Origin of the sequence: Bacillus sp. DB-2, from assembly GCF_003315125.1 — a bacterium.
GTDB classification, from domain to species: Bacteria; Bacillota; Bacilli; order Bacillales; family Bacillaceae_G; genus Bacillus_A; species Bacillus_A mycoides.
Genome location: NZ_QNRN01000013.1, coordinates 71,280 through 96,451, shown reverse-complemented (window position 1 = coordinate 96,451; position 25,172 = coordinate 71,280). Strand labels below are relative to the sequence as shown.

The 25,172-nt window shown below is 35.0% G+C and carries 24 protein-coding genes and 1 pseudogene; 3 read left to right on the top strand and 22 right to left on the bottom strand.

The genetic code is table 11. The annotated features are described in order from the left end of the window. Positions 1–81: 81 nt before the first annotated feature. From DET63_RS21465 to gntK, 8 genes are all read right to left on the bottom strand, one after another. Positions 82–1,593: an ABC transporter permease/substrate-binding protein gene (locus tag DET63_RS21465; protein ID WP_113937798.1), complete on the bottom strand. Its 1,512-nt coding sequence runs from the start codon at positions 1,591–1,593 to the stop codon at positions 82–84. 3 nt (positions 1,594–1,596) lie between these two features. After that, complete coding sequence (locus DET63_RS21460; RefSeq protein ID WP_033709046.1) at positions 1,597–2,544, bottom strand: ABC transporter ATP-binding protein; 948 nt, start codon at positions 2,542–2,544, stop codon at positions 1,597–1,599. Positions 2,545–2,646: 102 nt separating this feature from the next. After that, positions 2,647–3,204 (bottom strand): YdcF family protein, encoded by a 558-nt coding sequence (locus DET63_RS21455; RefSeq protein ID WP_113937797.1) that lies wholly within the window; start codon positions 3,202–3,204, stop codon positions 2,647–2,649. 63 nt (positions 3,205–3,267) lie between these two features. Beyond that, the gene (locus tag DET63_RS21450; protein ID WP_113937796.1) at positions 3,268–4,497 is read right to left on the bottom strand and encodes an MFS transporter; all 1,230 of its coding nucleotides are present in this window, start codon (positions 4,495–4,497) and stop codon (positions 3,268–3,270) included. A 1-nt stretch (position 4,498) separates the two neighbouring features. After that, on the bottom strand, positions 4,499–5,035 hold the full coding sequence (locus DET63_RS21445) for an NADPH-dependent FMN reductase (RefSeq protein ID WP_002031805.1): 537 nt from the start codon (positions 5,033–5,035) through the stop codon (positions 4,499–4,501). Positions 5,036–5,190: 155 nt separating this feature from the next. After that, complete coding sequence (gnd, locus tag DET63_RS21440) at positions 5,191–6,087, bottom strand: phosphogluconate dehydrogenase (NAD(+)-dependent, decarboxylating) (RefSeq protein ID WP_113937795.1); 897 nt, start codon at positions 6,085–6,087, stop codon at positions 5,191–5,193. A gap of 18 nt (positions 6,088–6,105) precedes the next feature. Beyond that, positions 6,106–7,455: a GntP family permease gene (locus tag DET63_RS21435; protein WP_002136120.1), complete on the bottom strand. Its 1,350-nt coding sequence runs from the start codon at positions 7,453–7,455 to the stop codon at positions 6,106–6,108. Between the two features lie 14 nt (positions 7,456–7,469). Beyond that, positions 7,470–9,008, bottom strand: coding sequence for a gluconokinase (gene gntK / locus DET63_RS21430; protein ID WP_113937794.1), 1,539 nt, complete (start codon positions 9,006–9,008; stop codon positions 7,470–7,472). Positions 9,009–9,402: 394 nt separating this feature from the next. On the opposite strand from gntK, the gene DET63_RS21425 reads away from it, so the two are divergent. Together DET63_RS21425 and DET63_RS21420 are read left to right on the top strand one after the other, a co-directional pair. Beyond that, positions 9,403–10,305, top strand: a complete 903-nt coding sequence (locus DET63_RS21425) for an ABC transporter permease subunit (RefSeq protein ID WP_113937793.1) — start codon at positions 9,403–9,405, stop codon at positions 10,303–10,305. Next, positions 10,302–11,321 (top strand): ABC transporter permease, encoded by a 1,020-nt coding sequence (locus DET63_RS21420; RefSeq protein ID WP_113937792.1) that lies wholly within the window; start codon positions 10,302–10,304, stop codon positions 11,319–11,321. Before DET63_RS21425 ends, DET63_RS21420 begins: the two co-directional genes overlap by 4 nt. A gap of 152 nt (positions 11,322–11,473) precedes the next feature. Here DET63_RS21420 and adhP read toward each other — a convergent pair whose 3' ends face one another. The 7 genes from adhP to DET63_RS21385 all read right to left on the bottom strand — a co-directional run bounded on the left by adhP (position 11,474) and on the right by DET63_RS21385 (position 18,082). Beyond that, a complete protein-coding gene (adhP, locus tag DET63_RS21415; RefSeq protein ID WP_113937791.1) occupies positions 11,474–12,511 on the bottom strand; it encodes an alcohol dehydrogenase AdhP in 1,038 nt (345 codons plus the stop codon). Positions 12,512–13,036: 525 nt separating this feature from the next. Then, a complete protein-coding gene (locus DET63_RS21410; protein WP_113937790.1) occupies positions 13,037–13,573 on the bottom strand; it encodes a methyltransferase family protein in 537 nt (178 codons plus the stop codon). Positions 13,574–13,669: 96 nt separating this feature from the next. Next, positions 13,670–13,930: a hypothetical protein gene (locus DET63_RS21405; RefSeq protein ID WP_113937789.1), complete on the bottom strand. Its 261-nt coding sequence runs from the start codon at positions 13,928–13,930 to the stop codon at positions 13,670–13,672. Between the two features lie 191 nt (positions 13,931–14,121). Then, positions 14,122–14,976, bottom strand: a complete 855-nt coding sequence (locus DET63_RS21400) for a MurR/RpiR family transcriptional regulator (RefSeq protein WP_001119626.1) — start codon at positions 14,974–14,976, stop codon at positions 14,122–14,124. Between the two features lie 276 nt (positions 14,977–15,252). Then, positions 15,253–15,888, bottom strand: coding sequence for a response regulator (locus tag DET63_RS21395; RefSeq protein ID WP_002031722.1), 636 nt, complete (start codon positions 15,886–15,888; stop codon positions 15,253–15,255). Between the two features lie 14 nt (positions 15,889–15,902). Next, positions 15,903–17,021: a GAF domain-containing sensor histidine kinase gene (locus DET63_RS21390; protein ID WP_113937788.1), complete on the bottom strand. Its 1,119-nt coding sequence runs from the start codon at positions 17,019–17,021 to the stop codon at positions 15,903–15,905. A 167-nt stretch (positions 17,022–17,188) separates the two neighbouring features. Then, positions 17,189–18,082 carry a mechanosensitive ion channel family protein gene (locus tag DET63_RS21385; protein ID WP_113937787.1) on the bottom strand — a complete coding sequence of 298 codons (894 nt, stop codon included), beginning with the start codon at positions 18,080–18,082 and terminating at the stop codon, positions 17,189–17,191. Between the two features lie 367 nt (positions 18,083–18,449). Between DET63_RS21385 and DET63_RS21380 the strand changes: the two are divergent. Continuing rightward, positions 18,450–18,809: pseudogene (locus DET63_RS21380) on the top strand (NUDIX hydrolase); the annotation flags it as partial. Between the two features lie 540 nt (positions 18,810–19,349). On the opposite strand, the gene DET63_RS21370 reads toward DET63_RS21380, so the two are convergent. From DET63_RS21370 to DET63_RS21340, 7 genes are all read right to left on the bottom strand, one after another. Continuing rightward, complete coding sequence (locus DET63_RS21370; protein ID WP_107887470.1) at positions 19,350–19,898, bottom strand: cysteine hydrolase family protein; 549 nt, start codon at positions 19,896–19,898, stop codon at positions 19,350–19,352. Between the two features lie 236 nt (positions 19,899–20,134). Next, on the bottom strand, positions 20,135–20,317 hold the full coding sequence (locus DET63_RS21365; RefSeq protein WP_395922898.1) for a hypothetical protein: 183 nt from the start codon (positions 20,315–20,317) through the stop codon (positions 20,135–20,137). 151 nt (positions 20,318–20,468) lie between these two features. Continuing rightward, the gene (locus tag DET63_RS21360) at positions 20,469–20,957 is read right to left on the bottom strand and encodes a putative periplasmic lipoprotein (protein ID WP_016092680.1); all 489 of its coding nucleotides are present in this window, start codon (positions 20,955–20,957) and stop codon (positions 20,469–20,471) included. 260 nt (positions 20,958–21,217) lie between these two features. Beyond that, positions 21,218–21,865: a nitroreductase family protein gene (locus DET63_RS21355; RefSeq protein ID WP_113937785.1), complete on the bottom strand. Its 648-nt coding sequence runs from the start codon at positions 21,863–21,865 to the stop codon at positions 21,218–21,220. Positions 21,866–21,963: 98 nt separating this feature from the next. Then, positions 21,964–22,839: a D-amino-acid transaminase gene (dat, locus tag DET63_RS21350; protein ID WP_113937784.1), complete on the bottom strand. Its 876-nt coding sequence runs from the start codon at positions 22,837–22,839 to the stop codon at positions 21,964–21,966. A 131-nt stretch (positions 22,840–22,970) separates the two neighbouring features. Next, positions 22,971–23,933 (bottom strand): ABC transporter substrate-binding protein, encoded by a 963-nt coding sequence (locus tag DET63_RS21345; protein ID WP_113937783.1) that lies wholly within the window; start codon positions 23,931–23,933, stop codon positions 22,971–22,973. 195 nt (positions 23,934–24,128) lie between these two features. Continuing rightward, complete coding sequence (locus DET63_RS21340; protein ID WP_113937782.1) at positions 24,129–25,118, bottom strand: N-acetylmuramoyl-L-alanine amidase; 990 nt, start codon at positions 25,116–25,118, stop codon at positions 24,129–24,131. Positions 25,119–25,172: the final 54 nt, after the last annotated feature.

The following is a 25,172-nucleotide window of genomic DNA, read 5'->3' as shown; positions in this document are numbered from 1 at the left end:
GTATAAGTATGCACAAAAAAACCGTTCATTTTGTAATGAACGGTCATTTCATACATATAAAATTGTATATTTATTGTAAAATTAACGAAGTAACTTCTCTTTTTGTAAAAATTGTTTTGCGACTTCTTCGCTACTTTTCCCATTCACATTTACTTCATAATTCATTTTTCTCATTTCTTCATCTGTAATCTTTCCAGATAATTTATTTAATACTTTTTCGAGTTCAGGATATTTCTGTAACGTCTCTGTTCTTAATAATGGTGCTCCTTGATAAGGCGGGAATAGTCCTTTATCATCTTTTAGCACTTTAAGACCATATTGCTCCAATTCACTATCTGTTGAATATGCATCGATTACATTAACATCTCCCGATTGTATTGCACTATAGCGCAGTTTCGGTTCCATCGTTTTAACATTTGAAAACTTATAGTTATATAATTTTTGCATTCCTTTATAACCATCTTCACGATCAGCAAATTCTAATGTAAATCCTACTTTAGCTTCCTGTGCACTTTTTCCTAAATCAGAAATTGTATTTATGTTATTTTGATCTGCTATTTTTTTCGGCATGGCTAGTGCGTATGTATTGTTATACTCCATTGGCTTTAACATAACCATATTATATTTCTTTTCCATTCCAATACGAGCTTGTTCATATACTTCATCACGATTTGTACTTTTCGGTTCTTCTTTCACGAAAGTAGATAAAGCTGTACCTGAAAATTCCGGGTATATATCTACTTCACCTGATTTTAACGCTTCAAATACAAATGCTGTTTTTCCAAGGCCTGGCTTTAATTCCACTTGTAAATCTGTATCCTGTTCAATAAGTTGCTTGTACATTTGAATTAATATTTCTGGTTCAGATCCAAGTTTACCAGCAATAACTATGTCTTTCTTTTCGGTATTCCAAAGAAATGGAGCAGCTATCATTACTACAACTATACATATCGTCAATATAACGCGCTTAGAAGAGCGTTTCGGGCTCTCAAGTATGCGAAGTACTATATCAAAGAATAAAGCGAGTAACGCAGCTGGTACGGCCCCTAAAATGATAAGCGCATGGTCATTTCGATCTATGCCTAATAATATGAGCTTACCGAGCCCACCAGCGCCTATTAAAGCAGCTAATGTAGCCGTTCCAACAATTAATACCATCGCTGTACGAATACCAGCCATAATAATTGGCAATGCGAGCGGAAGCTCTACCTTCCATAATCTTTTCCAGCTATTCATCCCCATAGCTCTCGCCGCTTCTATAAGTGATTCATCTAATTCCCGTATTCCTGTATATGTATTTCGTAAAATAGGTAATAGTGCATACACAACTAATGCGATTATAGCTGGCAGTTTTCCAATTCCTACTAACGGAATTAATAGTCCAAGTAAAGCAAGTGAGGGCACTGTCTGCATAACAGCAGAAGTCCCTATAATAAATTCAGCCATTCGTTCTTTTCTCGTTAATATAATGCCGAGCGGCACTGCAATAATTACTGCAAAAAATAGTGAAATAAGCGATATTTGTAAATGCTCACTTAATGCACTTAGCAATTCTACTTTTCGTTCTTGGAACGTTTGAATAAAATCAGTCACTGTTTAGCCTCTTTCCTTCATTTGTTCAACAATGTAATTGACAATATGACGACTTGTTAACGCTCCAACATATTGACCATGCTCTTCAACCGGCACTGACTCTTCAGTTTGTAAGCGGACTAGTGCTTCTTGTAATGACGAATGTAAAGATAAAGCATTCCCTTCAACTCGTATACCCTCGTCTAGCGGCAATACCTCTTCTATACTCTTCCCCTCATACCAAGGTCGTCCACGATTTCCAATGAACTCCTCTACAAACTCATTTTTCGGGTTATGTATAATTCCTTCTGGCGTATCTAATTGAACAACTTTTCCTTCTTTCATTACACAAATACGATCACCAAGTGATAAAGCCTCTTGCATATCGTGCGTTACGAACACGATTGTTTTTTGAATCTTTTTTTGCAGTTGTACGATATCCTTCTGGAGCTGCTCCCTACTTAACGGATCTAACGCACTAAATGGTTCGTCCATAAGTACAATTTTCGGGTTTGCGGCTAATGCCCGTACGACACCAACACGTTGTTTCTGCCCTCCCGACAATTCATCTGGCATACGATCACGATATACATCTGGATCGAGCCCAACCATCTGTAGCAAGTCATCGACACGTGCTTTTATTTCCTTTTTGGTCCATTTTCTCATTTCAGGGACAACTGCAATATTTTCAGCAATTGTCATATGTGGAAACAGCGCAATCTGCTGCAACACGTACCCTATATTCCAACGTAGTTCGTTTATGTTATATTGTTGAATATCTTTTCCATCGATTAAAATTGATCCTTCCGTCGTTTCAATTAAACGGTTAATCATCTTCATTGTCGTTGTTTTCCCGCAACCACTCGGACCAATGAGAACAAAAAATTCTCCTTTTTTAATTTCTAAATGCAATGAATCCACTGCTTTTGTGCCATCTTCATACGCTTTTGACACATGATTAAATTGAATCACAGACACAACTCCTTTCATGTTGTTTCCTTTATTTTGATGGAATATAGCATTCATTTCAAATGATACGCTTTATTATACAAAAAAAGAGCTCTCATTTGAGCTCTAACGGTCGAACAATATTGTTTTCACAATTGCAGCATATTCACGCACATACGCTTTTTTCTTAGAGCGTCTCGGTGTTTCAGCAGCCAAAGCTTCCATCTTTATCCCTAAACGCTTTGCAATTATTTTCGTTCGATATAAATGATACGTATTACTTACAACTACCGCATGCTTTACATCATATAAATCCATACTAAACTTTAAATTTTCATACGTATTTGTAGAGCGGTCTTCAATTAAAATGCGATTCTCATCTATACCATGTACCATTAAATAGTTTCTCATACTGTGAGCTTCCGGTATATCTTCATCTTCCCCTTGACCACCTGAAACAATTACTTTCACCTCAGGGTGAGCATGTAAATATTCTAGCGCCATATCCAAACGATTTTGAAGAGATAAAGACGGCCTATCTCCAAATAACTTTGCACCTAATATAAGAACGTATGGAGAGTGATTACTCAATGTTTCACGAGCAACTTTATTCATTCGAAACGTCATATAAATGATGTATATCGGAGGTAGTAATAAGATTATAAGCAATATCCATTTGTTCATAAATAAGTTAACACTCCCTTTCTTTTTATTATATAGAAAAAGAAAAGGAGGCAGAAGTATTTTTTAAACAATTGATTTATTAGACACATTCGCTTCCGTTTTACGTTTTGAAATTACATAATAAAAAGCAACCCCTAATGATAGGATCAATATACAGCTCAGTACATAAAACGGGATCATTACCCCTGCTTTAGATACACCTGCCGTAAACAACATTAATAATACAATTCGAATTCCTGTGCCAATTAATCGAAATAAGCTGTCCACACGTCCCATTACTTCGTTTGGGATTTCTTCCATCATCAATACATTTCTCGCCACTCGTGTTCCAGCATTTCCAATCGCATGGAAAATCGCAAGTCCATATAATAACATAATGGAAGGCTCAATAATCATTGCGGTAATTGAAATTACATAAATAACCATCGTCATAACGATTGAAATTTCTATTTTGACATATTTCATCATGATTGGAATACTTATTCCCGCAATAACAGCCCCAACACCATACATCATACCTTCTATCGCGTATACAGAGGCATTAGCTTTGAGTATATCTGAAATATAAACTGGGATTAAATAATTTGCCATCATAACACCGATAAACGGCATATAAGTGGCAAGTAAAAACCAAAAGAACTTAGGGCGAGTTTTCATAAAGTGAATTCCTTCGAACAATTGCTTCTTAAATGTTACTTTCCCTTTTACTTCTTTTTTCTTTACATACGGTATACATAAGAACAGGAAAAATGCTCCTGCAAAAGTTAACATATCCACTAACAAAATCCATTTCAAAGAAATAATCTCAATTAAAAAGCTAGCGGCCGCTCCTGAAATAACTTGCGTTAATTGTCCTTGTATCTCCATCGTGCCACTTAAACTTTTATAATGTTCAGATTGAAATATTTCTTGGTTAAATGCAAAAATTGTAGGATAGAATAATAGATAATAGAAAGAACCTGCTATATAAATAATAATGTAATGAATAGAATTGTATGATTGCCCAGCAAATCCCCAAATGGCCATCATTCCTATAATGGCTATCCCGATACCTTCGTTACATAACAATAAAGATTTTCTTGAAAAACGATCTATGCTTTGCCCAATAAATGGCGTTAATAAAAACATTATGAGAGTCGCAACGATAGAAACATAACCAAACGTTGTCTCTCCTCCACTTTCCTTAATTAACAACCACGGAATCGTTATCATAACAATCCCAGAGCCAATAGCAGATAAACTATTGGCGCCTAGAATGTAATACAAGCGAGAATCATGATAAAGAGAGGACATATCACTCAACTCCTAATTGTTTTTTCACCTCTTTATATACGCTCATATATGCTTTTAATTCTTTAACTAAATCATGAATTAATGGTTTTGCATCTTCTCCAAGTTCACTATCTTGCACATGTAATCCATCAAGCACGACTTGTTTTGGAATTGCGTTTGCGTAAACGCCTCTAGCGACAGTGCGCATACTATTTAATGCGTTTATTCCCCCTTTACCGCCTCCAGCAACTGCTAGTAATGCGACAGGCTTATGGATGAATTCACTGCTACTTAAGTAATCTAACGAATTTTTCAGCGCTCCGCTCATCGCATTATGATATTCTGGTGTACATAGTACTACACCGTCTGCTGCTTTCACTAAAGCTTTTAATTTTTTAACTGCTTCCAATTCACGTTGTGATTCTTCCCCATTATATAAAGGCAATTCCGCTACTGCTAAATCGTATAACTCCCCTTCAAATTGCTCTGCAATATATTTTGCCACAACGCGAGTTCTACCGAATTTTCTTGGTGTACCGTTAATAACGACTAGTTTCATAATTATTTCTCCCCTTTGTTTTCAAGTTATATTTATATATTATCAGAAATTTCTATACAAAATACAGTAAAAAGGGGTAATAGCTTTCATAAAATAGTATGAGAAATAAAAAAAGAACTCATACTTTCGTATGAGTTTCACAAAACTAATATTCCCTATTTTTTCACAACCTCATGTCCACCGAATTGATTACGAAGTGCAGAAACCACTTTTCCGTGGAATGTATCATCTTCTTGTGAACGGTAGCGCATAAATAATGACATAGCGATAACTGGTGCCGCTGCTTGTAATTCAAGTGCAGTTTCAACAGTCCATCTCCCTTCTCCTGAAGAGTTCATTACACCTTTAATACCATCAAGTTTCGGATCATCTGCAAATGCCTTTTCAGTTAAGTCCATTAACCAACCACGGATAACTGATCCATTTGCCCATACTTTTGCAACATCTTCATAATTGAAATCAAAATCACTTTTATCTAGTACTTCAAATCCTTCAGCGATTGCTTGCATCATTCCGTATTCAATACCGTTGTGAACCATTTTTAAGAAATGCCCACTACCGACGCGGCCTGCATATGAATAACCATTTTCTACTGCTAAATCTTTAAATAAAGGTTCTAGTTGATCATAAATTTCTTTTTCTCCACCAACCATTAAGCAAGCACCGTATCTAGCTCCTTCCACACCGCCTGATGTACCGATATCTACGTAATGTAAGCCAAAGCTTTTCGCTTCTTCAGCACGGCGTAACGTATCTTTATAGAATGAATTTCCACCTTCAATAACGATATCGCCTTCCTCTAATAATGGATATACATCTTTTAGTACTGACTCAACAACTTCTCCTGCAGGTACCATTACCCAAATTGTACGAGGTGCTTCTAGTTCAGCGATCATTTCTTTTAACGTATGACGTGCAGTAATCCCTAGTTTTCCTGCCTCTTCAACAAGTTCATTATTTACATCGTATACAACTACTTCATGCTTGTCTTCATATAAGTGTTCAGCTAATGGGAATCCCATTTTTCCTAATCCAATTAAACCTAGTTTCATATTAATCAATCTCCCATTCTATACAAATATATTTAATAACGAAATTAGCCCAAGTGCTACAACAGATAATATTGTCTCCATTGCAGTCCATGTTAATAATGTTTCTTTCACAGTCATTCCAAAATACTCTTTAATCATCCAAAATCCAGAATCATTTACATGCGATAAAATTAATGACCCTGCACCTGTTGAAAGTGCCAGTAACTCTACATTAACTCCTGGTGTACTTGCCGCAATCGGTGCCACTATTCCTGCTGCTGTCATCATGGAAACAGTAGCAGAACCAGTCGCGATTCGAATAAGTGCAGCAATTCCCCAACCTAATAATATCGGTGAAATATGTGATTCTTTCGCCATCTCCGCAATTGTAGTTCCAATTCCAGAATCTAATAACACTTTATTAAAGGCACCACCTGCACCGATAACTAACAGTATGTTTGCAATTGGGCCTAAACAATCATTTGTAACTTGTAAGACTTTGTCTTTAGAAAACCCTTTTGCATAGCCAAGACTAAAGAAAGAATATATCGTGGCAATTAATAATGCGACTATTGGATCTCCAATAAAATGCAATACTTGTGCAAGTTGGCTTGTTTTATTTAATGCTACTTCCGCTATCGATGCACCTAGCATAAGAAATACTGGAAGTAAAATAGTAAACAATGTATTTCCGAAGCTAGGAAGTTCCTTCTTCTTATCTCTTTCAATAAATTGCTCCGCTATATCTAACGGTACTTCTTTATGTATACGAGCACCAATCCATTTCCCGTAAAGCGGACCTGCAATTATTGCAGTTGGAAGTCCGACAATTAATGCATACAAAATTGTCTTCCCTACATCTGCTTTAAATATACCTACCGCTGCCATAGCTGCTGGATGCGGTGGAACAAGTCCGTGTACAACCGAAAGACCTGCTACTAGCGGAATACCGATTGTAATAAGTGATACCCCTGTTTCTAACGCAATTGTAAATACTAACGGAATTAATAGTACAAATCCAACTTGGAAAAATACCGGAATCCCTACTATAAATGCAACGAACATCATTGCCCAGTGAACACGCTTTTTCCCAAAACGTCCAATTAATGTGTTAGCAATTCGTTCAGCACCGCCAGACTCAGCCATCATTTTTCCAAGCATTGTTCCTAAAGCTAAAACAATCGCCAAAAACCCTAACGTATTACCAAGACCTAATTTAATAGAATCGATAATCCCTGGATGTTGTGGTGAAGTTCCAATTAAGGGCATCCCCATTGCTAGCCCTACACCGATTGCTGTTAAAATTAACGCGACAAATGGATGCCATTTTACTACCGTAATTAGTAAAAGTAATATAACAACAGCCGCTAGTACGATTCCAACTACCATTTCTCCCAATCCCCCTATTGTTTACGTTGGAAAGCAGCTATACAATCAAATTCTTCTTTCAAACGATTGTAAAGTCGTTCATACATATAAAACATCTCTAAATATAAAGCCGTATTTTCTTTATTCGGTACATGGTGATGGACAATATCAATCCAATCCTTCACCTCTTCAAGCGAATCAATTTTCCCAATTGCATACAAAGCAAGTGCCGCTGCCCCAAGCGCAGATGCTTCATGACTTTCTGGAACAAGTAATTCTTTCCCCATCATGTCAGATAACATTTGTCTCCAAAATGCAGATTTCGCAAAGCCTCCTGAAACACGTATTTCAGTAAGTGGCCCTGTACAATCTCGAATGGCAAGTGCTACTGAATACACACTCATACAAACACCTTCCATAACTGCTCGTATAAAATGTTCTCGTTTATGCTGAAGGTTTATACCGAAGAATGTACCACGAGCATTTGCATTCCAGTAAGGTGCACGTTCCCCAGATAAAAACGGTAAAAATAGCAATCCTTCTGCTCCAGCTGGTACACTTTCTGCATACTTAATTAATAAATCATAAGGATCAATCCCAAGCTTCCTTGCAACTTCTTGCTCTGGACTACCGAATTCATCACGTAGCCATCTTAATAAAATCCCGCCATTATTCGTCGGTCCACCGATTACCCAGTGCTCATCTGTTAATGCGTAACAAAAGGTTCTTCCTTTTTCATCTGTATTAACACTTGATGAAATTGTTCGAACCGCACCGCTTGTCCCAATCGTAATTGCAGCTGATCCAGGTGATATTGCACCGACACCTACATTTGCAAGAACACCATCACTCGCACCAATAACAACTGGAGTATCTTCATGAATGCCCATCTTTTGTGCTAATTCCGGTTTCATTCCCGATAAAATATATGTAGTTGGTACAGGTGTTGATAATTGTTCTGGTGACATATTTAACATAGTTAAAACATCTTCATCCCAGTTTAATGTTTCTAAATTAAATAACCCAGTAGCTGATGCGATTGAATGATCAACTACATAGCGTGAAAATAATTGATAAATGACATACTCTTTAATGGAAATAAATTTATAAGCAGTTCTGAATAAATCCGTTTCTTCTTCTTTCATCCACAGTAATTTAGAAAGTGGTGACATCGGATGAATTGGTGTACCAGTTCTTCTATAAATGTCATGACCATTCATTTGTTGTAATAGTTTTTCTGATTGCTTTGTGCTTCTATTATCTGCCCAAATAATAGAGCGCGTTAACGGCGCACCGTTTTCATCTACAGCAATTAAGGCATGCATCGCTGTACTAATACCGATTGAAGAAATATCTTCCGGTGACACATTACCATTTTTAATGGCAACGCTTACAGTTTTATATACAGCAGCACATATTACATCAGGATCTTGCTCAGCCCATCCGACGTTCGGTTGAATAATTGGATAATCAATTGCATGTGAAGCAACGACTTTTCCTTTTTCAGTGAATACAACCGTTTTCGTACTTGTGGTACCGATGTCAACCCCGATTACTCTCCCCCTTGTTTCCATGCGAACCTTCCCTTCGTTTCTAGCAAAATACGATCTAGTAAACCGTTTACATGAATTAGTATATAAAATATTTTTTCGTAAATCAAGTTATTAGAAGAAAATTTTTTTCAAATCAAAATGTACCTCTCATCTTCTAAACCATTCTCTTTATCTTTTTTAAATAACCTTTTTAATTTATCAAACATTCTTTCCCCTCCACCTAAAGATAATAATATATAAGTTCTCGTTTTCTTAGCTTGATGGACATAGGGCGTGGCTCCCTACTATCACTTTTTTACCTTGTAAATATATGTTCCATACTATAAAATCTAATAGTATTTATACTTTTCGGAAAAATCAAAACAGAATATGAACTTTATTGTATAATGTTGTAAAAAGATATCGGAGGGATTTAATGTTAAATACAATATCTCAATTCACAATTAAGCTTTCATCAATTCTTTTATCACTCTTACTGTTATTAAATTTACCTTATTTATTTATCACTCAACAAGGATTTACCTTTCAACCAATTTACTTTTTTAATCAGATCGTTATTATGTTAAAAGAGGTTTTCTCCCCTGAATCATTAGTGGTTATCGGATCAGACCCGAAATTTGGTAGTTTCAAAAAAACACCATTATTTCCAACTGTTTTAGAACCTTACCTATATTCATTTACTGTATTATTTATAGCCTTTTTGCTTGCACTCTTTCTATCATCTAGTATGGCATTTTTTTATTTTTTAGCAAAAGATTATATAAAAAAATGGATAAACCGAATTGTGTTCATATTAGAAGCTGTCCCTGATATGATGATGATGATTTGTTTGCAAATATTTTTCATATGGGTACTTCAGAAATTCGGGGAATCTCCTGTCACCATTATTTCTTTTAATGAAAATCGAGCTTATTTACTCCCTATTTTATCTTTAGCAGTCTTACCTACATTACAAATGTTTCGGATGATGGTGTTATACATAAAAGAAGAACATGAAAAACATTACGTAGAGGTTGCATATGGAAAAGGACTTTCATCAAGTTATATACTATGCATTCATTTATTCAAAAATATATCTATCCACTTCTTTCATCATTTAAAAACGATTTTTGTTTTCTTACTTTCTAACTTATTCATCTTAGAATTTGTTTTTAATATGGAAGGCATTATTCAATTTTTATTTAAGAAGGCGTTTATTTCACCTCCAGCTGCATTTATCATACTTGTTATGATTATCTTACCGTTTTATGCCATTTTTCAAATAATCTCATTCATGATGAATAGATGGCAAAAGCAATTGAAAGGAGCAGCATTATGAAATCTATTTGGAAATCAAAACGATTTTTAATCGGCTTTACTTATCTATTCATACTTGTTTCAGCTAGTTTTATTTATAGTTGGTTCTTTAAAGATAACATCCCAAAACCTCCTCAGTTACTTTACAATGACAATAACGAATTACTTGGAAAGGCCCCCTTTTCGCCATCGTTAATGCCGCCTTTTGGATCTGATCGTTTTGGAGATTCTGTTTTCTTACAAATTGTAGAAGGAGCAAAATTCACCATTTTATTAGCCGTGGCAATTAGCTTCTTTCGAATTTTATTCGGAACATGTATAGGAATCCTCTTAAGTTTATACGCTCCAAAATTCAAGAGATTTTTCCAGTCATGCTCAGAAGTTTTTTATTATATTCCAACTCTATTTATCGCATTTATACTCATCACGCCCGTTAATATTGTAATCACATCAAACGCTGATAGATTAGACCCAAATATTTCATTTATGTTTTATCAAGTACTCGTACTTATTTTCGTCGCTCTACCTACACTTTCTTTATATATATCCTCAGAGGTTGATGAATTTATGAAACAAGATTACATTTTAAGTTCTCAATTGCTGGGTGCTAGCCGCTTTCATATTATCAAAAAACACTTACGAGTCTTATTACTTGATCGCTTATTTGTGTTATTCATGGAACATATCGTACAAACACTCATACTCGTTATCCATTTAGCGTTGCTTAACATTGTAATTGGCGGGATACAAATGCGGGAACTCTATGACGGAGTGCCCAAACCTGTTTCTCTATCTAATGATTGGGCAGGTCTTATTGGATTAAATCGTTATGAAATGAATCTTTCATGGTGGATTATTTTTTATACTCTCGTTTCATTCTTTATTACGATTCTTTTTATTAAGCTTATGACAATCGGAATTCAAGATGCACTGAAAGCAAGAGATTCGCAAGTTGTAGCAATTCAAACCGTTCCAAATCATAAAAAATTTGTTGAAAATAAAGATTCTTTTTCGTTTGCAAATAAAGTGAATTTTTAATCATGTCTCATCAATCAAGTATTAATTGGCATTGATATTAGTAGAATATAAAAAAGATGATCCCTATTGAATACGAGGGATCATCTTTTTTATGCCGTCTAACTTTTTTACATGTCCTTTGCTAGACTCATGCTTTTTATATTTAAAATGAATTATTTACAATCACAATTATGCTGTTTAAAATCGATTACCATACGTCCTTGAATTCTACCTTGTTCCATTTCTTCGAATACATTTTGTACTTTATCTAGAGAACACGTTTGAACAACCGGCACTACTTTTCCTTCTGCGCCGAACATAAATGCCTCCTCCAGATCCTTACGAGTACCAACTAGAGAACCAACTACTTCAATCCCGTCTAATACAAGTCGTGGAATGTTTAAATCCATAGTTTCTACTGGTAAACCTACCGCAACTACTTTACCGCAAGCACGTACTGCATCAACTGCTGAGTTGAAGGCTACTTTAGAAACTGCTGTTACTACAGCAGCATAAGCACCACCAAACTCCTCTTGAACAATTTTATCAGCAGGACCTTGAGAAATTGGATTGATAGTCATATCAGCACCAACTTCTTTTGCTAAGGCTAATTTGTCGTCATTGATATCTACTGCAATTACCTTTGCACCAAATACGTTTTTAGCATATTGGATAGCTAAGTTTCCTAATCCACCGCAACCATAGATTACGATAGGTTGACCAGGTTTAATGTCTGATACTTTTATAGCTTTATATGTAGTTACGCCCGCACATGTGATTGATGATGCTTGAGCAGGATCTAATCCTTCTGGTACCTTCACCGCATAATCAGCTGTAACAATACATTGTTCAGCCATACCACCATCTACTGAATAACCAGCATTTTTCACTTCACGGCAGAATGTTTCTCTACCCGTTACGCAATATTCACAACGTCCACAAGATTGGAACATCCATGCAATACTTACACGGTCACCTATCTTTAGTGAAGTAACATCATCAGCAATTTTAGTAACAATACCTACACCCTCATGACCAAGGATGCGGCCATCGGTGTTTCCAAAATCATGATTTGCAACGTGTAAATCAGTGTGGCAAACTCCACAATACTCTACATCTACTAGCGCTTCACCCGAATGTAGCGAACGTAATTCCTTTTCAATAACTTCAATGTTTGCTTTGCTGTTTTTATTAACTACTACTGCTTTCATATGTGATCTCCCCTTTAGTGTTTTAGAGTTTTAATGAGTTTATCTCACAACTACTGTCCTCACTATTTTGGCTAATTATTGTGCCAAATTTAAGTGTTCAATCATCATTACAGGTTCATCATAACATGGAATTTCATAAGATTATTGTGAAATATTGAACAATATTTGAATTATTAACCAAGTATTTTCTTACTATATTTGAAAGGAAAACTGAAATTCCATCATATTTACATTGAAATTTATCAGGCATTTCTTTTTGGTTTATATGCAAAGAATATAGAGGTTTAAAAAATATTTTTTAAGCTTGGGAGATTATAAGTAATATATTTCTATAGACAATTAGAACCATTAAATCTAGCGGATATATCAACAACTATTCACCAATATAAAAATCCTTCTATCATTATATTTAGGTCGTACACTTTAGACTCAATAAAATCAAAGACAGGAACATATTTGTTCCTGTCTTTTTATAATGTGGTGGGACCCCGCATCCATCTATTTAAGAAATTTCTCCTATAATCCCTAGTATAAAAACGGAATAATTCGCCAAGTCTTGGACTGATATTGTTTATATTGTTCACCAAACAGCGTAATAAGAATTCTCTCTTCAATTTTTATACGATACGAATACACAAGGAAAAATAAAATAATATTTATGATAATGGCAATGAATGAAGATGAAGATATAGCAAATCCTAAAAAGGTCAAAAAAGACCCTAAATAACCAGGATGGCGAACATATTTATATAGACCGTTTTGAATTAACTTATGTCCCCCTTGCATTCCGACATTCCTACTGTAAAATCTTCCTAAGATTTTCATTGAAGAAAATCTTATCCATACACCAATTAGCCCGATAATAACACCCAAAAACAGCAATGAATTAATCTTATTTACTGTAATGAAATACATAATCTCTGGAATGGTTAACATCAATGCAAAGACTACTCCGATAAAAAAACTAGAACCACGATTTTGTTTTTCCTCTTTAACAGGTGAACTTCTATAAAATTCTAATAATAAATACAGAAAAATAGGTAAATACGCTATGAGAAACATAATTCTTTTTCCCTTCAATAAAAGTATTTTATAATTAACTCACTTATTTTTATCAATTAGGTCACAAAATTTGGAGATTCCTTCAGAAATAGCTAATTACTCTTCCTTGTTCAATGCCTTTATTTTTGCGAGTAATGGCACAAAATAATCAGAGATTAACTTTTCAATATAGTCTTTAACTTGTTCTAAAATGTAAAGACATGTATATCCCCGATCTAATTTATCAGTTTTTCGTTCTACTAAATTTTGTTTTTCTAATCGGTCTATTACTAAGCTACTGATGTAACAGGTACCCCCTCTGAATCCACTAGTAGGAAAGCTTTTCTTTTTACCAATGTTTATTTCTTTAACCCTCATTAAAACACTCTCCGAGGCTTTGTCCCCCTCCCAAAAGCCAAACAAACGATTCAAATTCCATATCTACATTATACTAATCGAATTGAATATTCATTCTTTTTATTCATTATGTAAATAAAAAGGATAATCAGCCCCGTAATGGACTAACTACCCTATAAGTTATTATCTAAATTTAACATTTGAAGAGCCCTTTATATTCGTTTCATCGAAATTGTTTCACGTATACTTTGTAAATTTTGTAGTGTTTCCTCTTGTCGCTGCAATGACAATCCCACATACAAAGTATCTAATAAACTAAGCTGCGCTAATCGTGACGAACTTGCTTCTGTACGAAATTCCGTCTCACGCGTCGAAGTATATAGTGTTATATGAGCAAGTTGGCTTAATGCCGATTTTTGATAGCTTGTAATCGCAATAATGCGAGCCCCTCTTGCTTTCGCTACTTCTAATGCTTCAAGTAATCCTTTATTACTGCCCGAATGAGAAATTGCAATGACCACCGCTTCTTTTGTCAGCAAGCCAGCTCCCATAATTTGAAAATGTGAATCCGTATGAGCAATACAAGAAATACCCGTTCTCATAAACTTATGATAAGCATCCATCGCAATAATACCCGAACCACCATTTCCATAAAACTCAATTCGTTTCGCTTCATTCAGCGCACTTACTGCCTGTTCCAACGCGTTATCATTTAACAAATGTAATGTATCTTGCAGTCCTGTAATATGTGAATGAAAAACTTTTTTAGCAACAGTGACCATATTATCTTCTACCGATACTTCCTCATGAATATTTTGCATCGGGGTATGTACAATCTCACGAGCTAATGTAATTTTCAGGTCTTGAAACCCTTGAAAACCTAGGTGTTTGCATAAGCGGAATATCGTTGCTTCAGAACTATTCGTAACTTCCGCTAACTCCGTAATTGATTTATGTACAACATCTTGTGGATGTTTCAAAATATGTTCGGCAATACTTCGTAATTTCGGTGATAAACCATTTAACGAAGCCTGAATCTTTCCAATCCCACTTTTTGTACCAGGCATATCGTATCTTCCCCTTCCATAGTAGCTATATCCCGTATTAACGGGCAGTAAGACTCCCACCTCAAAATTCGATGAATGCAAGGGAGTTAGGTGGGAGATCAACTGCCCGTAAAAACCCGATTGGTTCAACTAATAATCAGTGGGGATGGCCCCCCACTGATTAAAGTTTCACTTTATTGTACCTAATAATCGAAAGAAGAAACACCTTTATTTAGCGATTTTATTTGCTCCTATGTATTCTGCCGTAACATATGACACAATTATTCATACTTATTTCTAGTTTTCCCCATGCTTTACTGCGTATAATGCAGCTTGTGTACGATCATCTACTTCTAATTTAGCCAATACGTTAGAAACGTGTGTTTTCACAGTTTGTTCTGTAATATGAAGCTCTGCTGCAATCTCCTTATTGCTTCTTCCTTTCGCAATTTCACGAAGTACTTCTTGTTCCCTTTTTGTTAACATAGAAAAAGGATTCTCTTTTTCTTTCTTGACAGCTGATCGTCCTAATAGTGCTGGTGTTACTTTCGGGTGAAAATTTGCATTTCCTTGATATACCGCAACGATTGACGCAACGAGTTGATCTGGCTGCACTTCTTTTAATTGATAACCATCTGCCCCAGCTTCTAATGCTGGTAAAACGTAATCTTGTTCTGAAAAACTACTGAGCATAAGAATTTTTATTGTCTCATCGTATTGTTTTATACGTTTTGTCGCTTCAATACCATCCATTTTCGGCATTGATAAATCCATTAATACTACATCCGGCCTTTCTGTTTGGACGAATGTTAATGCTTCTTCACCATTTGCTGCTTCCCCAATAATTTCAAATTCTTCTCTCGTCTTCAAAAAGAATACGAGTCCCCTTCGAACGATATGATGATCTTCTACAAGTAATAATTTAATTTTCACTGACGTTCTCCCTCTCAAACCGGTAATTGAATTTCTATCTTTGTCCCCTTTTCCGGTTCTGCTTTTATTCGAAAAATCCCCCTCATTAATTCAATTCGTTCTTTCATACTTTTCAAACCAAGTGCTGACTCTCTTACTTGATCCTGTATAAATCCTATTCCGTTATCTTCTATGTAAAAATGCAACTTATTATTTTCTATCCTTAAATGAATACATACTTTTTCACATGAGGCATGTTTTTTACAATTATGTAATGCCTCTTGGCTTATACGCCATAAAACTTCTTCTATTTCATCTTCAATTAAAACCATTCCATCAATTCGAACTTCCACTTGAATCCCTAACAGTTTTCCGTAATTTTGAATCGCTTCTGCTAAACCTTTCTCTAATCCTTCAGGCCTTAATTGCCAAATCAAAAGTGTCATCTCTTGTAATGCTTCCTGTGATAATTCTCCAATATAGCTTAACATCTCTTGCAAGTCTCTATCCTTCGTCATATTTAGAGTCCCTTTCGCTGTTAGCATAATTGAAAATAACAATTGTTTAACAGAATCATGTAAATCACGAGCCAATCGATTTCTTTCAGCTACAACTACATATTTTCGTTCTTTCTCAACTAATTGAATACGTTGTATTGTCGTTCCAATTTGAAATGCAATCGCTTCTAATAACGCTAACTCCTCCTCAGAAAAATGTGTTTTATGAGGCGAGGCTACATTTAATAGACCAAATTTCTCTGATCCAGATCTTAGCGGGATTGTCGCATGATGTGTAACATCTTCTGTCTCGCCCCAATTACATTCAATCGCATCCTCTATTCGTTTACATTCAATAATATTTGTCGCTTTTTCCAATCTTCCATTCACAAAACGTTCTACACACCAACAATCTCCTTCACACATCGGCTTCTTTTCCTGCCACGTAAGAGCTGGGGGTAAGTTTTGGTCTACAAGCATACGATGCTTTCCACTTTCATCAATAAAGAATATCCACCCTGTTTGTAAATTCATAACTTGTAATAATGTATGTAACACTTTTCCTAACATTTCCTGTAAGTTTGTTGCTTCATTTAGTAACTCAGCAATTTCTTTTAATGCCTCTAAACGATGCATCTCTTTTTCATCTATGCTCATTCTCATCACCAACTACCATTATAACATTAAGAAATTTCAAAATACTACAAACAAAAAAGAACCGAATTCCTTCAGCTCTTTTTTCGGAGATATCCCATACAGTACATTCAAATTTGCTGATTTGCAAATCTAAATTCTAAACCAAAACAGAAATTAGCTAGTTTTCATTAACTGTCTGATAAAGATTGTCCCACATGGATATGCTGTAAACTTTCAGTGTTAACGAACATATTCGCTGCTGGCATTTGCACTTGATTTTTATGGAACATAGACATTAATTCAAACCTTACTTGTCTAGAAGTTTCAAAATAATCTTCCGGTTTAATCAAACCTGTAATACAAAATTCATATCCAACATATTTAAGGTTAGGATTTAAGTCTGTAACTCCAACATATTTAAATGGTTCAACAGCTTCATCATCTACTCTATAAAGATTTTGGTCCGATTTTTCATTACAAATAACACATACTTCTTCTAACAATTCCTTAACTCTTGTAGGATTTTCCTGATAACTTACCGTGATGCGTTCAATAACTCGCATCCACCCTTTATTAAAATTCTGTATCGTTCTAATCTCTCCATGTGGTATGGTAAGGAGTTTCCCTGACCATTCACGAATTTGCATAAAACGAATACTAATTTCCTCAATAGTTCCTGAATTTGTTCCGTTAAAAGTTACAAAATCGCCAACACGAAACTCTTTGTCCGCTAATCTTGCGAAGCCTAATATGACATCTTTTAGCATCTGTTGTGCAGCAAAACCGATGACAACTCCCGCTATCCCTGCACCTGCAATAATACTTTTTATATCTACAAATTGACTAATTAAATATATGATCAGACTGATGATAATGATATATCTAAAAATAGATCGAATAACACTTTGAATCGTCTGCTCTACCTCTTCATCAAAAAAGCTTGATTTTTTAAAAAACCAATCAATAATGCGATTTATGACAAAAGAAATAATGATAAGAACTAAAGCAAATAGTAAAAATCTTAAAAGTAAAAATTCCCTTACATAATTAAAAAACTCTTCAGTATACGTTAATAAACTCATCCATCCACTTCCTTACTAATGAAAATTTCATGCAGAGCTACTCTATTTTAAATACACATTTATCATCTCAACACTTGTTTTCGAAACATCTTTTATCCTGATCTTAAATCGTACTTTCTTAACTATGTATTTGTATTCATTGTTCATCTTCAACAATATAACCATTTCATCAATCTTTCAACTTCAGATGTCCTTTTCTATTCACTATAAATATACCCTTTTTAATACCCTAAAGGGAGATTACAATAGAATTTTTTATAAACGACTTTCTTTTAAGTCCGCAATACTCACCTCGTTACAAGGAATATTTTCACATTACATCGAATATTGCATTTCATACTATTTTTACTCACGGAGGTTACAAACAATGGGATATATCGAAGAACTAAGAGAAGTTGTTGGATCAAGACCACTCAATCTAGCAGGAGTTGCTGTAGCTGTTTTTAATGAACAAGGACAAATATTACTCCAACAAAGACGAAATGACATTTGGGGTGTTCCTGGAGGTTTTGTGGAACTTGGTGAATCCACAGAAGAAGCTGGCAGACGAGAAGTGCTTGAAGAAACAGGTATTGAAATTGGTACACTTCAGTTAGTAAGTGTATTTTCAGGTAAAGAGTTTTTTGTACAATTACCGAACGGAGATGAATTTTATCCTATAACAATCGCATACCTTTGTAAAGACATTACAGGTGGCTCGTTAAAAGCAGACGGAGTTGAATTATTACAGAATTTACGATACGGGAAAGCCCACGCAGGACTTTAGTCCGTCTTTAGACGTGGGATGAAAGCATCGTTTTTGCATAGCAAAACATGGTATACTTTATTCATAGTCATGCAAAAGACTCTAAAACGACTGTTCTCTGAAAATAGAATACATATGAGGTTGGGGTAGCCAATTCTTCTACTCCGTAAAATGTATTAAGTCGTCATGCAAAAGACGTAAAAACAGTTGAGAACGAACAACCTGTACGGTATGGTCACAGTACCGTAGCCTACGAACCTATATGGTCTGTTGTGGGAGTGGTGATGGCACACCGCAATCTTGCACGTCAGCGATACCAGAAATGGACTTCGCCTTTGGTAGCAAGAATCCCACTGACGTTAGTCAGCTGGCCCCTTTAGGGGTGGGAGTGTCAAATGTACAATTTTTTGATTTAAATGGGCTACCAGAAAACATTAGCCCGTTCATAAAAAAACTAATTGAGCAAAATGTCGTCTCAATTTAAACGTAAAAAGAGGCCTTTTTGAAGGCCTCTTTTTCACTTCACTTCACTTCTGCATTTAAACAAGATTTAAAATGTCCAAGTGCATATTCATGCCCTTGCGCATTAAAAGATGCTACTGCTTTTTCATAAACCACAATTTGAAACCCTTTGTTATAAGCATCTACTGCTGTATGAAGGACGCAAATATCTGTACATACACCTACAAGATGCACTTCCCCTATTCCTCTTTCTCTTAGCTTCATTTCTAGATCCGTTCCTGCAAAAGCACTGTAACGTGTTTTGTCCATATAGTATACATTCTCTGCATTTTTATATTTCTCGCATACATCTTGTAATTCACCAAATAAGTCTCTCCCATTTGTACCTGCTATATTATGAGGTGGAAACAATTTCGCTTCTGGATGATATACATCATTGTCTTCATGTTTATCGATCGCAAATACTACGTAATCACCTTTTTCAATAAATTGTTTCGTTACACTTACAAGTTCCTTCTCAATTTCTTGACCTGGTTTCCCGCATGTTAAAGCACCTTTTTCAGCTACAAAATCATATGTATAATCAATATTTATAAGAGCTCTTTTCATAACTACAATCTCTCCTTCTTCTGTTTCACAGTAAACAATAGAAAATTTGTTATTACGACATCGTATGTACTATTCGACATTTCAAATGAAATCCCTACATTTCCAACTCAATACTTACCTTAATCCGAGTTTATCATAAAGCGAAACTTTAATCATAGGGGGGTATTATCCTTCACCAATCGGGCTTTTACGGGCGAGTTGATCTCCCACCTAACTTCCTCGCATGTGCCGAATTTTCAAGCGGGGTTCTTATTGTCCGTTAAGGCTTGATAAAACCGATACACAATGACAAAACATACAGCTCCAATTAACAAGTCATGAATGTGATAATTGAGCGTAACTTCAACCGCCTCTTGTAAAGTAAACCAAATGACCGAAAACATTATAATAAATAAGAAAATACGAATAACTCGTTTCAAACTTTCAATCCCTTCCTCTTACATGATAGTAAAGAATAAGTTCTTCCTATTCATTCGTACTAGAAAGTGAAACAAATTATTCTCAACAACCTAATCCTATCCAAATTAAAAAGTACACTACCACTTTAAGTAATGTACTTTTTATCCATAATTAAGACGCAGGCTTTGTTTCAAACGTTGCTTGATTAAAGCTAATGACTTTTCCTTTCGGGTCATTGTTTTCAAACTGAGCTGCGGTAATCGTATGACTACCTGTCTCAAGCGTCTTTTCTTTTAATTGTACTGTTGTCTGTGTTGTACTAGTTACTTGATGTTTATCTGCAAATATTTGATCTACAAATACAAATGTTTCTTTATCGTTTTGAAAATTGGAAAGTTCTAATTCGACTTGCTGAATTAAAGTATCCTTTTTTATGAATACAGTTGGTATATTGCCATTTTCAGAAGTACCATCTGGAGTAGTTACTTTTACTTTCCCTTCTCCGATTGGCACTGCTCCTTCAGGAAATACGACCATATTCTCATCACTTGCATTTACAACTTGTTCTTCCTGGTTTGACTGTGCATCCTCTTTTTCCTTTGGAGTACCACAGCCTACTAATAACAATACAGACAATCCAGCGATTATGAATTTCTTCAAAATTCATTCCCCCTGTTATTTCATTATAATTTATTATACAAAAATAACTTCTTGATTTTAAAACTAGTTTTTAACACTTTCATGAACAAATATTAGCTTGCTCACGATTACTGTACCATACTTTCATTTTAAGAACATTAATTTTTTTAAAGAAATAAATAGTAATTCCAATCTATTCATCATTTTAGCCCAATTTACTAAAAAAATATCCATTCAAAATAAAAAGACATTGTCATTTCAATGTCTTTTCTACATAACATTTAGAAAATAAATGTTGTAATCTCATCAACTTCTTTTCGAGAAAGTTTCTTCGGCTTATCTTTCGGAAACCCGAGTGAAATTACCATATTAATTTGTTTTTGAGGCCCAATTTGTAAATATTGTCGCAGTTCATCCTGAGCTAATAATACAGGTCCTGTCATTGGACAAGTGCCAAGTCCTCTCGCATGTGCAGCTAGCATTAAGTTTTGTGCTGCTAGACAGCTACTCTTAATTCCTTCTTCTTCCCATACTGAATCAGGAACGAAGGCAATTGGATCAAATATCTTTTCACGAAACTTTGATTCATATGGTGTTGCTAAACATACGATTAATACTGGCGCCTCAGAGAAAGCTGTCGCATATGGACCGAAAGAACGTGTAAGTAATTTCCCTGCTTTCTCTTCTCCATTTTCTGCTGCTTTTGCCGCAAGTTTATGTAATGCATCCCATGTCATTTGTTCAATTTCTTTAATTTTCTCTCGATTCATAATGACCAAGAACTCCCACGTTTGTGAGTTCGTATCACTCGGTGCATAACGAGCACAATCAATAATTTCTTTTATATCACTAGTGGATACTTCTTGTTCTGTAAACTTTCTAACACTTCGTCTACCGTGAATTACTTCTTTAAAATCTTCATAATTCATACATTAAATCCCCTTTTTACAGCGTTTTCAAAAATTGTCCTATGGTTGAATTATATCATGAAAAAAAGCTGGAGGAATACCAGCTTTTTTCCTCATTATTAATTTGTCACTTTAAACAAACTAATACTTTCTTCATATGCAGCTTGTAGTTTTTTCGTAATTGGTCCTCTTTCGCCACTCCAAAACTTCTCATCACCAATTTGAACAACAGGGAATATTTCAAGTGGTGTTGCTGTGAAAAAGCACTCATCGGATTCGTACACTTCCTGTAATGAAAATTCACGCTCTTCTACCTCTATATGTAACGCTTTCGCTAATGTAATAACGTAGTGACGAGTAATGCCGTGTAGAATGAAATTATCGGCCGGATGTGTAATTAATTTATCATTTTTCACCATAAAGAAATTCGAATGACACCCCTCTGTTACAATTCCATCTCGCACCAATATCGCTTCTTGGTAGCCTTGCTCGTTTATTTTATTTTTAATCATGATATTAGGAAGCAGATTTAATGATTTTATATGGCAGAACTTCCAGCGTATATCCTCTTCGACAGTAACCTTTATTCCTTGTTCCATAGTAGCAGTAGGTCTTGGAAAAGAAACGATATTCGCAAAATATGTTGGTTGTAAATCTTTTTCATACACATGATTTCGTGCTTGAACACCACGTGATATTTGAAGATACACATTCCCATCTTCTTGAAATTGATTTCTTTCAATCATTTGATGTAACTCTTCCACTAACTCTTCTTTAGTAAACGGTGGAATTAGTTTTATTTCTTCCATAGAATTAAAAAATCGTTCCAAATGTAAATCCAATAAATGTGGCTTCCCATCATATAACCTAAACACCTCATATATACCATCACCAAATTGAAAGCCCCTCTCCTCTAATGGGACCATCGGCTGTTCTTCTTTCGTATTCACAATTCTTCCGTTAAATAAAATCCAATCTTTATGAGTAGCTTTCATTCCTTCCCACTCCTTTATTCCATAATTGATTTTATTGTACAACTTATCCACACTTAAAAGAAGGAATTTTCTGTATTTAACTAAATTAAAAAGTACATCACCTATTTAAAGTGATGTACTCAACCATTCATTTATTTCAGAAAATATTTTTCAATATCATCTAACATTAAGTTTGCAGCTTTAATACCGCCTGCTGTATTCCAAATTACTTCATCCACTTGGAATACTTTATTGTCTTTAGAAGCCTGCAGCTGCTTAAAGAGTGGGTCTTCTGTCCATTCTTTTGCTAACGTGGTTCCTTCGTTATTCTTATCTGCATCTTTATCAGATGTGAAGTAGAATATGTAGTCCCCATCCATATTCGAAATTTGCTCTTTTGTAATTCCTTTTATCGCAAATTCATCTTTATCTTGTAGTGGTGGTCGCTTAAATCCAATATCATTTAAAACAGCACCTGAGAATGAGTTTTTCTGATAAATACGAACGTCACCTGGTACGAAGCGAATAATAGAAACTTTAGAATTCAATTTATCTCCTAACTTCTCTTTCATTCCTTCAATACGTTTTTTATAATCTTCAAGAGCCTTTTGCCCTTCTTTTTCTTTATTTACAGCTTTTGTATAGAGTGTAAAGTTTTCCTTCCAATCCCCGCGCAATGTTTCAGCGTATACAGTTGGCGCTATTTCGTTCAATTGCTCATATATTTTTTCATGACGCATTTTATTCCCGATAATTAAATCCGGCTTAAGCTTCATAACTGCCTCTAAATTAATATCACGCTCAGTTCCTACAACTTTCGTATCTTTTAAATCTTTCGCTAAATGAGGATACCATTCATCACCAGCACGTGGTTTTGTAGTTCCAACTGGCGTTACTCCAACAGCTAAAAGTGCCTCCGCACCCTCATTTGTTAAAACAACTACTTTTTTAGGTGTACCATTTACTGTTGTTTCACCCATTGTATGCTTTACAGTATACGAATCTTTTGCTTTAGCTGATGGATCATTTCCTTTTTTCTCTTCTTTGCTACACCCTGCGATTATTACCATAAGTATCATAATGCATAACATAAATATTTTTTTACTATGTACCATATGTCCCCCTAGATGAAATTGATTATCATTAACAATCAAAGGTTAATGTATGTAATATACATTTTAGATTCTATCCGCTATTCAAATGTTTATTTTTAAAATAAAGTATATAAGTATGAAAACAATAAACGTTCTTAAAATGCGTATCTACGTTATACATAAATACGCATTCATATTACATTATAAATTTATTTCCTAATATTGATTATATTTAATATATGATGGATCATTATACACCCACTGATTTCCACCAAGGTTCAACCAACCGTTTTGATTAATATATACTAAATAAGATTCCGGATTATTTAATTTACGAATAACTGAAGAAGATGTTGATGGACCACTTCTTAAATTCACATTTGTTCCTTGTATATATGCAACACCAATTGCGCTTCCATCACTATTGCTCGTCTTTACAAAATTAATATACGAAGGGTCATTATACACCCATTGTCCATTTCCTAAGTCTAACCATCCGTTACTTTCCTGATATACGACATACGATTCTGGGGCGTTTAGTTGACGAATAACTGAAGAAGACGTTGATGGGCCACTTCTTAAATCCACATTTTTCCCAAGTATATAGGCAATCCCCTTCGTTTGTGGGTTTGGAGGTTGTGGATTTGGAGGATTCGGATTTGGAGCTACTCCAAAAATAGCTGCTATTCCGTTTGCATACGCTTGGCTTAGATCTTCGATAAATTGTGGATTTTTCAATAAATTAGCATCAAACGTTGTATCAATAAAGGCAGTCTCTGTTAAAATTGCATCCATTGCAGTCTCTCTTAGTACCGCATAATTTGCTTTTTTGGCTCCTCGGTCACGAAGACCGTATTTTGTTAATACAGGATTGACTGCTGCATGCATCTTTTGTTGCTTTTCATATGCGGAACTACTATTAGATAGCGCGTTGTAAATATAACTTTCAAATCCAGTTCCACCGCCACTATTAATGTGAAATGAGATAAAATAATCTGCACCAAATGAATTAGCAATATTAGCACGTTCTGATAAAGAGATAAACACATCACTATCACGTGTCATTTTAATATTGATTGGATAATTTGCAGATAAAATATCTCGCACACGTCTAGCAATTTGAAGTGTTAACTCTTTTTCCACTAACCCATTACCAACAGCACCAGAATCATATCCACCATGCCCTGCGTCTATAACAAGTTTCATATATCTTTTTCGTTCCTTTCTTTATTGTAATAAGCTTTCATTTCTACTCGTCCT

Bases quoted from the DNA above. Each gene is read 5' to 3' on its own strand.
- DET63_RS21340 (WP_113937782.1), bottom strand. From the start codon at position 25,118: ATGAAACTTGTTATAGACGCAGGGCATGGTGGATATGATTCTGGTGCT.
- DET63_RS21450 (WP_113937796.1), bottom strand. From the start codon at position 4,497: ATGTCCTCTCTTTATCATGATTCTCGCTTGTATTACATTCTAGGCGCC.
- gnd (WP_113937795.1), bottom strand. From the start codon at position 6,087: ATGAAACTAGGTTTAATTGGATTAGGAAAAATGGGATTCCCATTAGCT.
- DET63_RS21400 (WP_001119626.1), bottom strand. From the start codon at position 14,976: ATGCCTGGTACAAAAAGTGGGATTGGAAAGATTCAGGCTTCGTTAAAT.
- DET63_RS21345 (WP_113937783.1), bottom strand. From the start codon at position 23,933: ATGGTACATAGTAAAAAAATATTTATGTTATGCATTATGATACTTATG.
- DET63_RS21435 (WP_002136120.1), bottom strand. From the start codon at position 7,455: ATGGTAGTTGGAATCGTACTAGCGGCTGTTGTTATATTACTTTTACTA.
- DET63_RS21445 (WP_002031805.1), bottom strand. From the start codon at position 5,035: ATGAAACTAGTCGTTATTAACGGTACACCAAGAAAATTCGGTAGAACT.
- DET63_RS21385 (WP_113937787.1), bottom strand. From the start codon at position 18,082: ATGAGTTTATTAACGTATACTGAAGAGTTTTTTAATTATGTAAGGGAA.
- DET63_RS21390 (WP_113937788.1), bottom strand. From the start codon at position 17,021: ATGAGCATAGATGAAAAAGAGATGCATCGTTTAGAGGCATTAAAAGAA.
- DET63_RS21405 (WP_113937789.1), bottom strand. From the start codon at position 13,930: ATGAGGGTTAAAGAAATAAACATTGGTAAAAAGAAAAGCTTTCCTACT.
- DET63_RS21410 (WP_113937790.1), bottom strand. From the start codon at position 13,573: ATGTTTCTCATAGCGTATTTACCTATTTTTCTGTATTTATTATTAGAA.
- gntK (WP_113937794.1), bottom strand. From the start codon at position 9,008: ATGGAAACAAGGGGGAGAGTAATCGGGGTTGACATCGGTACCACAAGT.
- DET63_RS21455 (WP_113937797.1), bottom strand. From the start codon at position 3,204: ATGAACAAATGGATATTGCTTATAATCTTATTACTACCTCCGATATAC.
- DET63_RS21420 (WP_113937792.1), top strand. From the start codon at position 10,302: ATGAAATCTATTTGGAAATCAAAACGATTTTTAATCGGCTTTACTTAT.
- dat (WP_113937784.1), bottom strand. From the start codon at position 22,839: ATGAAAGCTACTCATAAAGATTGGATTTTATTTAACGGAAGAATTGTG.
- DET63_RS21355 (WP_113937785.1), bottom strand. From the start codon at position 21,865: ATGAATTATGAAGATTTTAAAGAAGTAATTCACGGTAGACGAAGTGTT.
- adhP (WP_113937791.1), bottom strand. From the start codon at position 12,511: ATGAAAGCAGTAGTAGTTAATAAAAACAGCAAAGCAAACATTGAAGTT.
- DET63_RS21425 (WP_113937793.1), top strand. From the start codon at position 9,403: ATGTTAAATACAATATCTCAATTCACAATTAAGCTTTCATCAATTCTT.
- DET63_RS21370 (WP_107887470.1), bottom strand. From the start codon at position 19,898: ATGAAAAGAGCTCTTATAAATATTGATTATACATATGATTTTGTAGCT.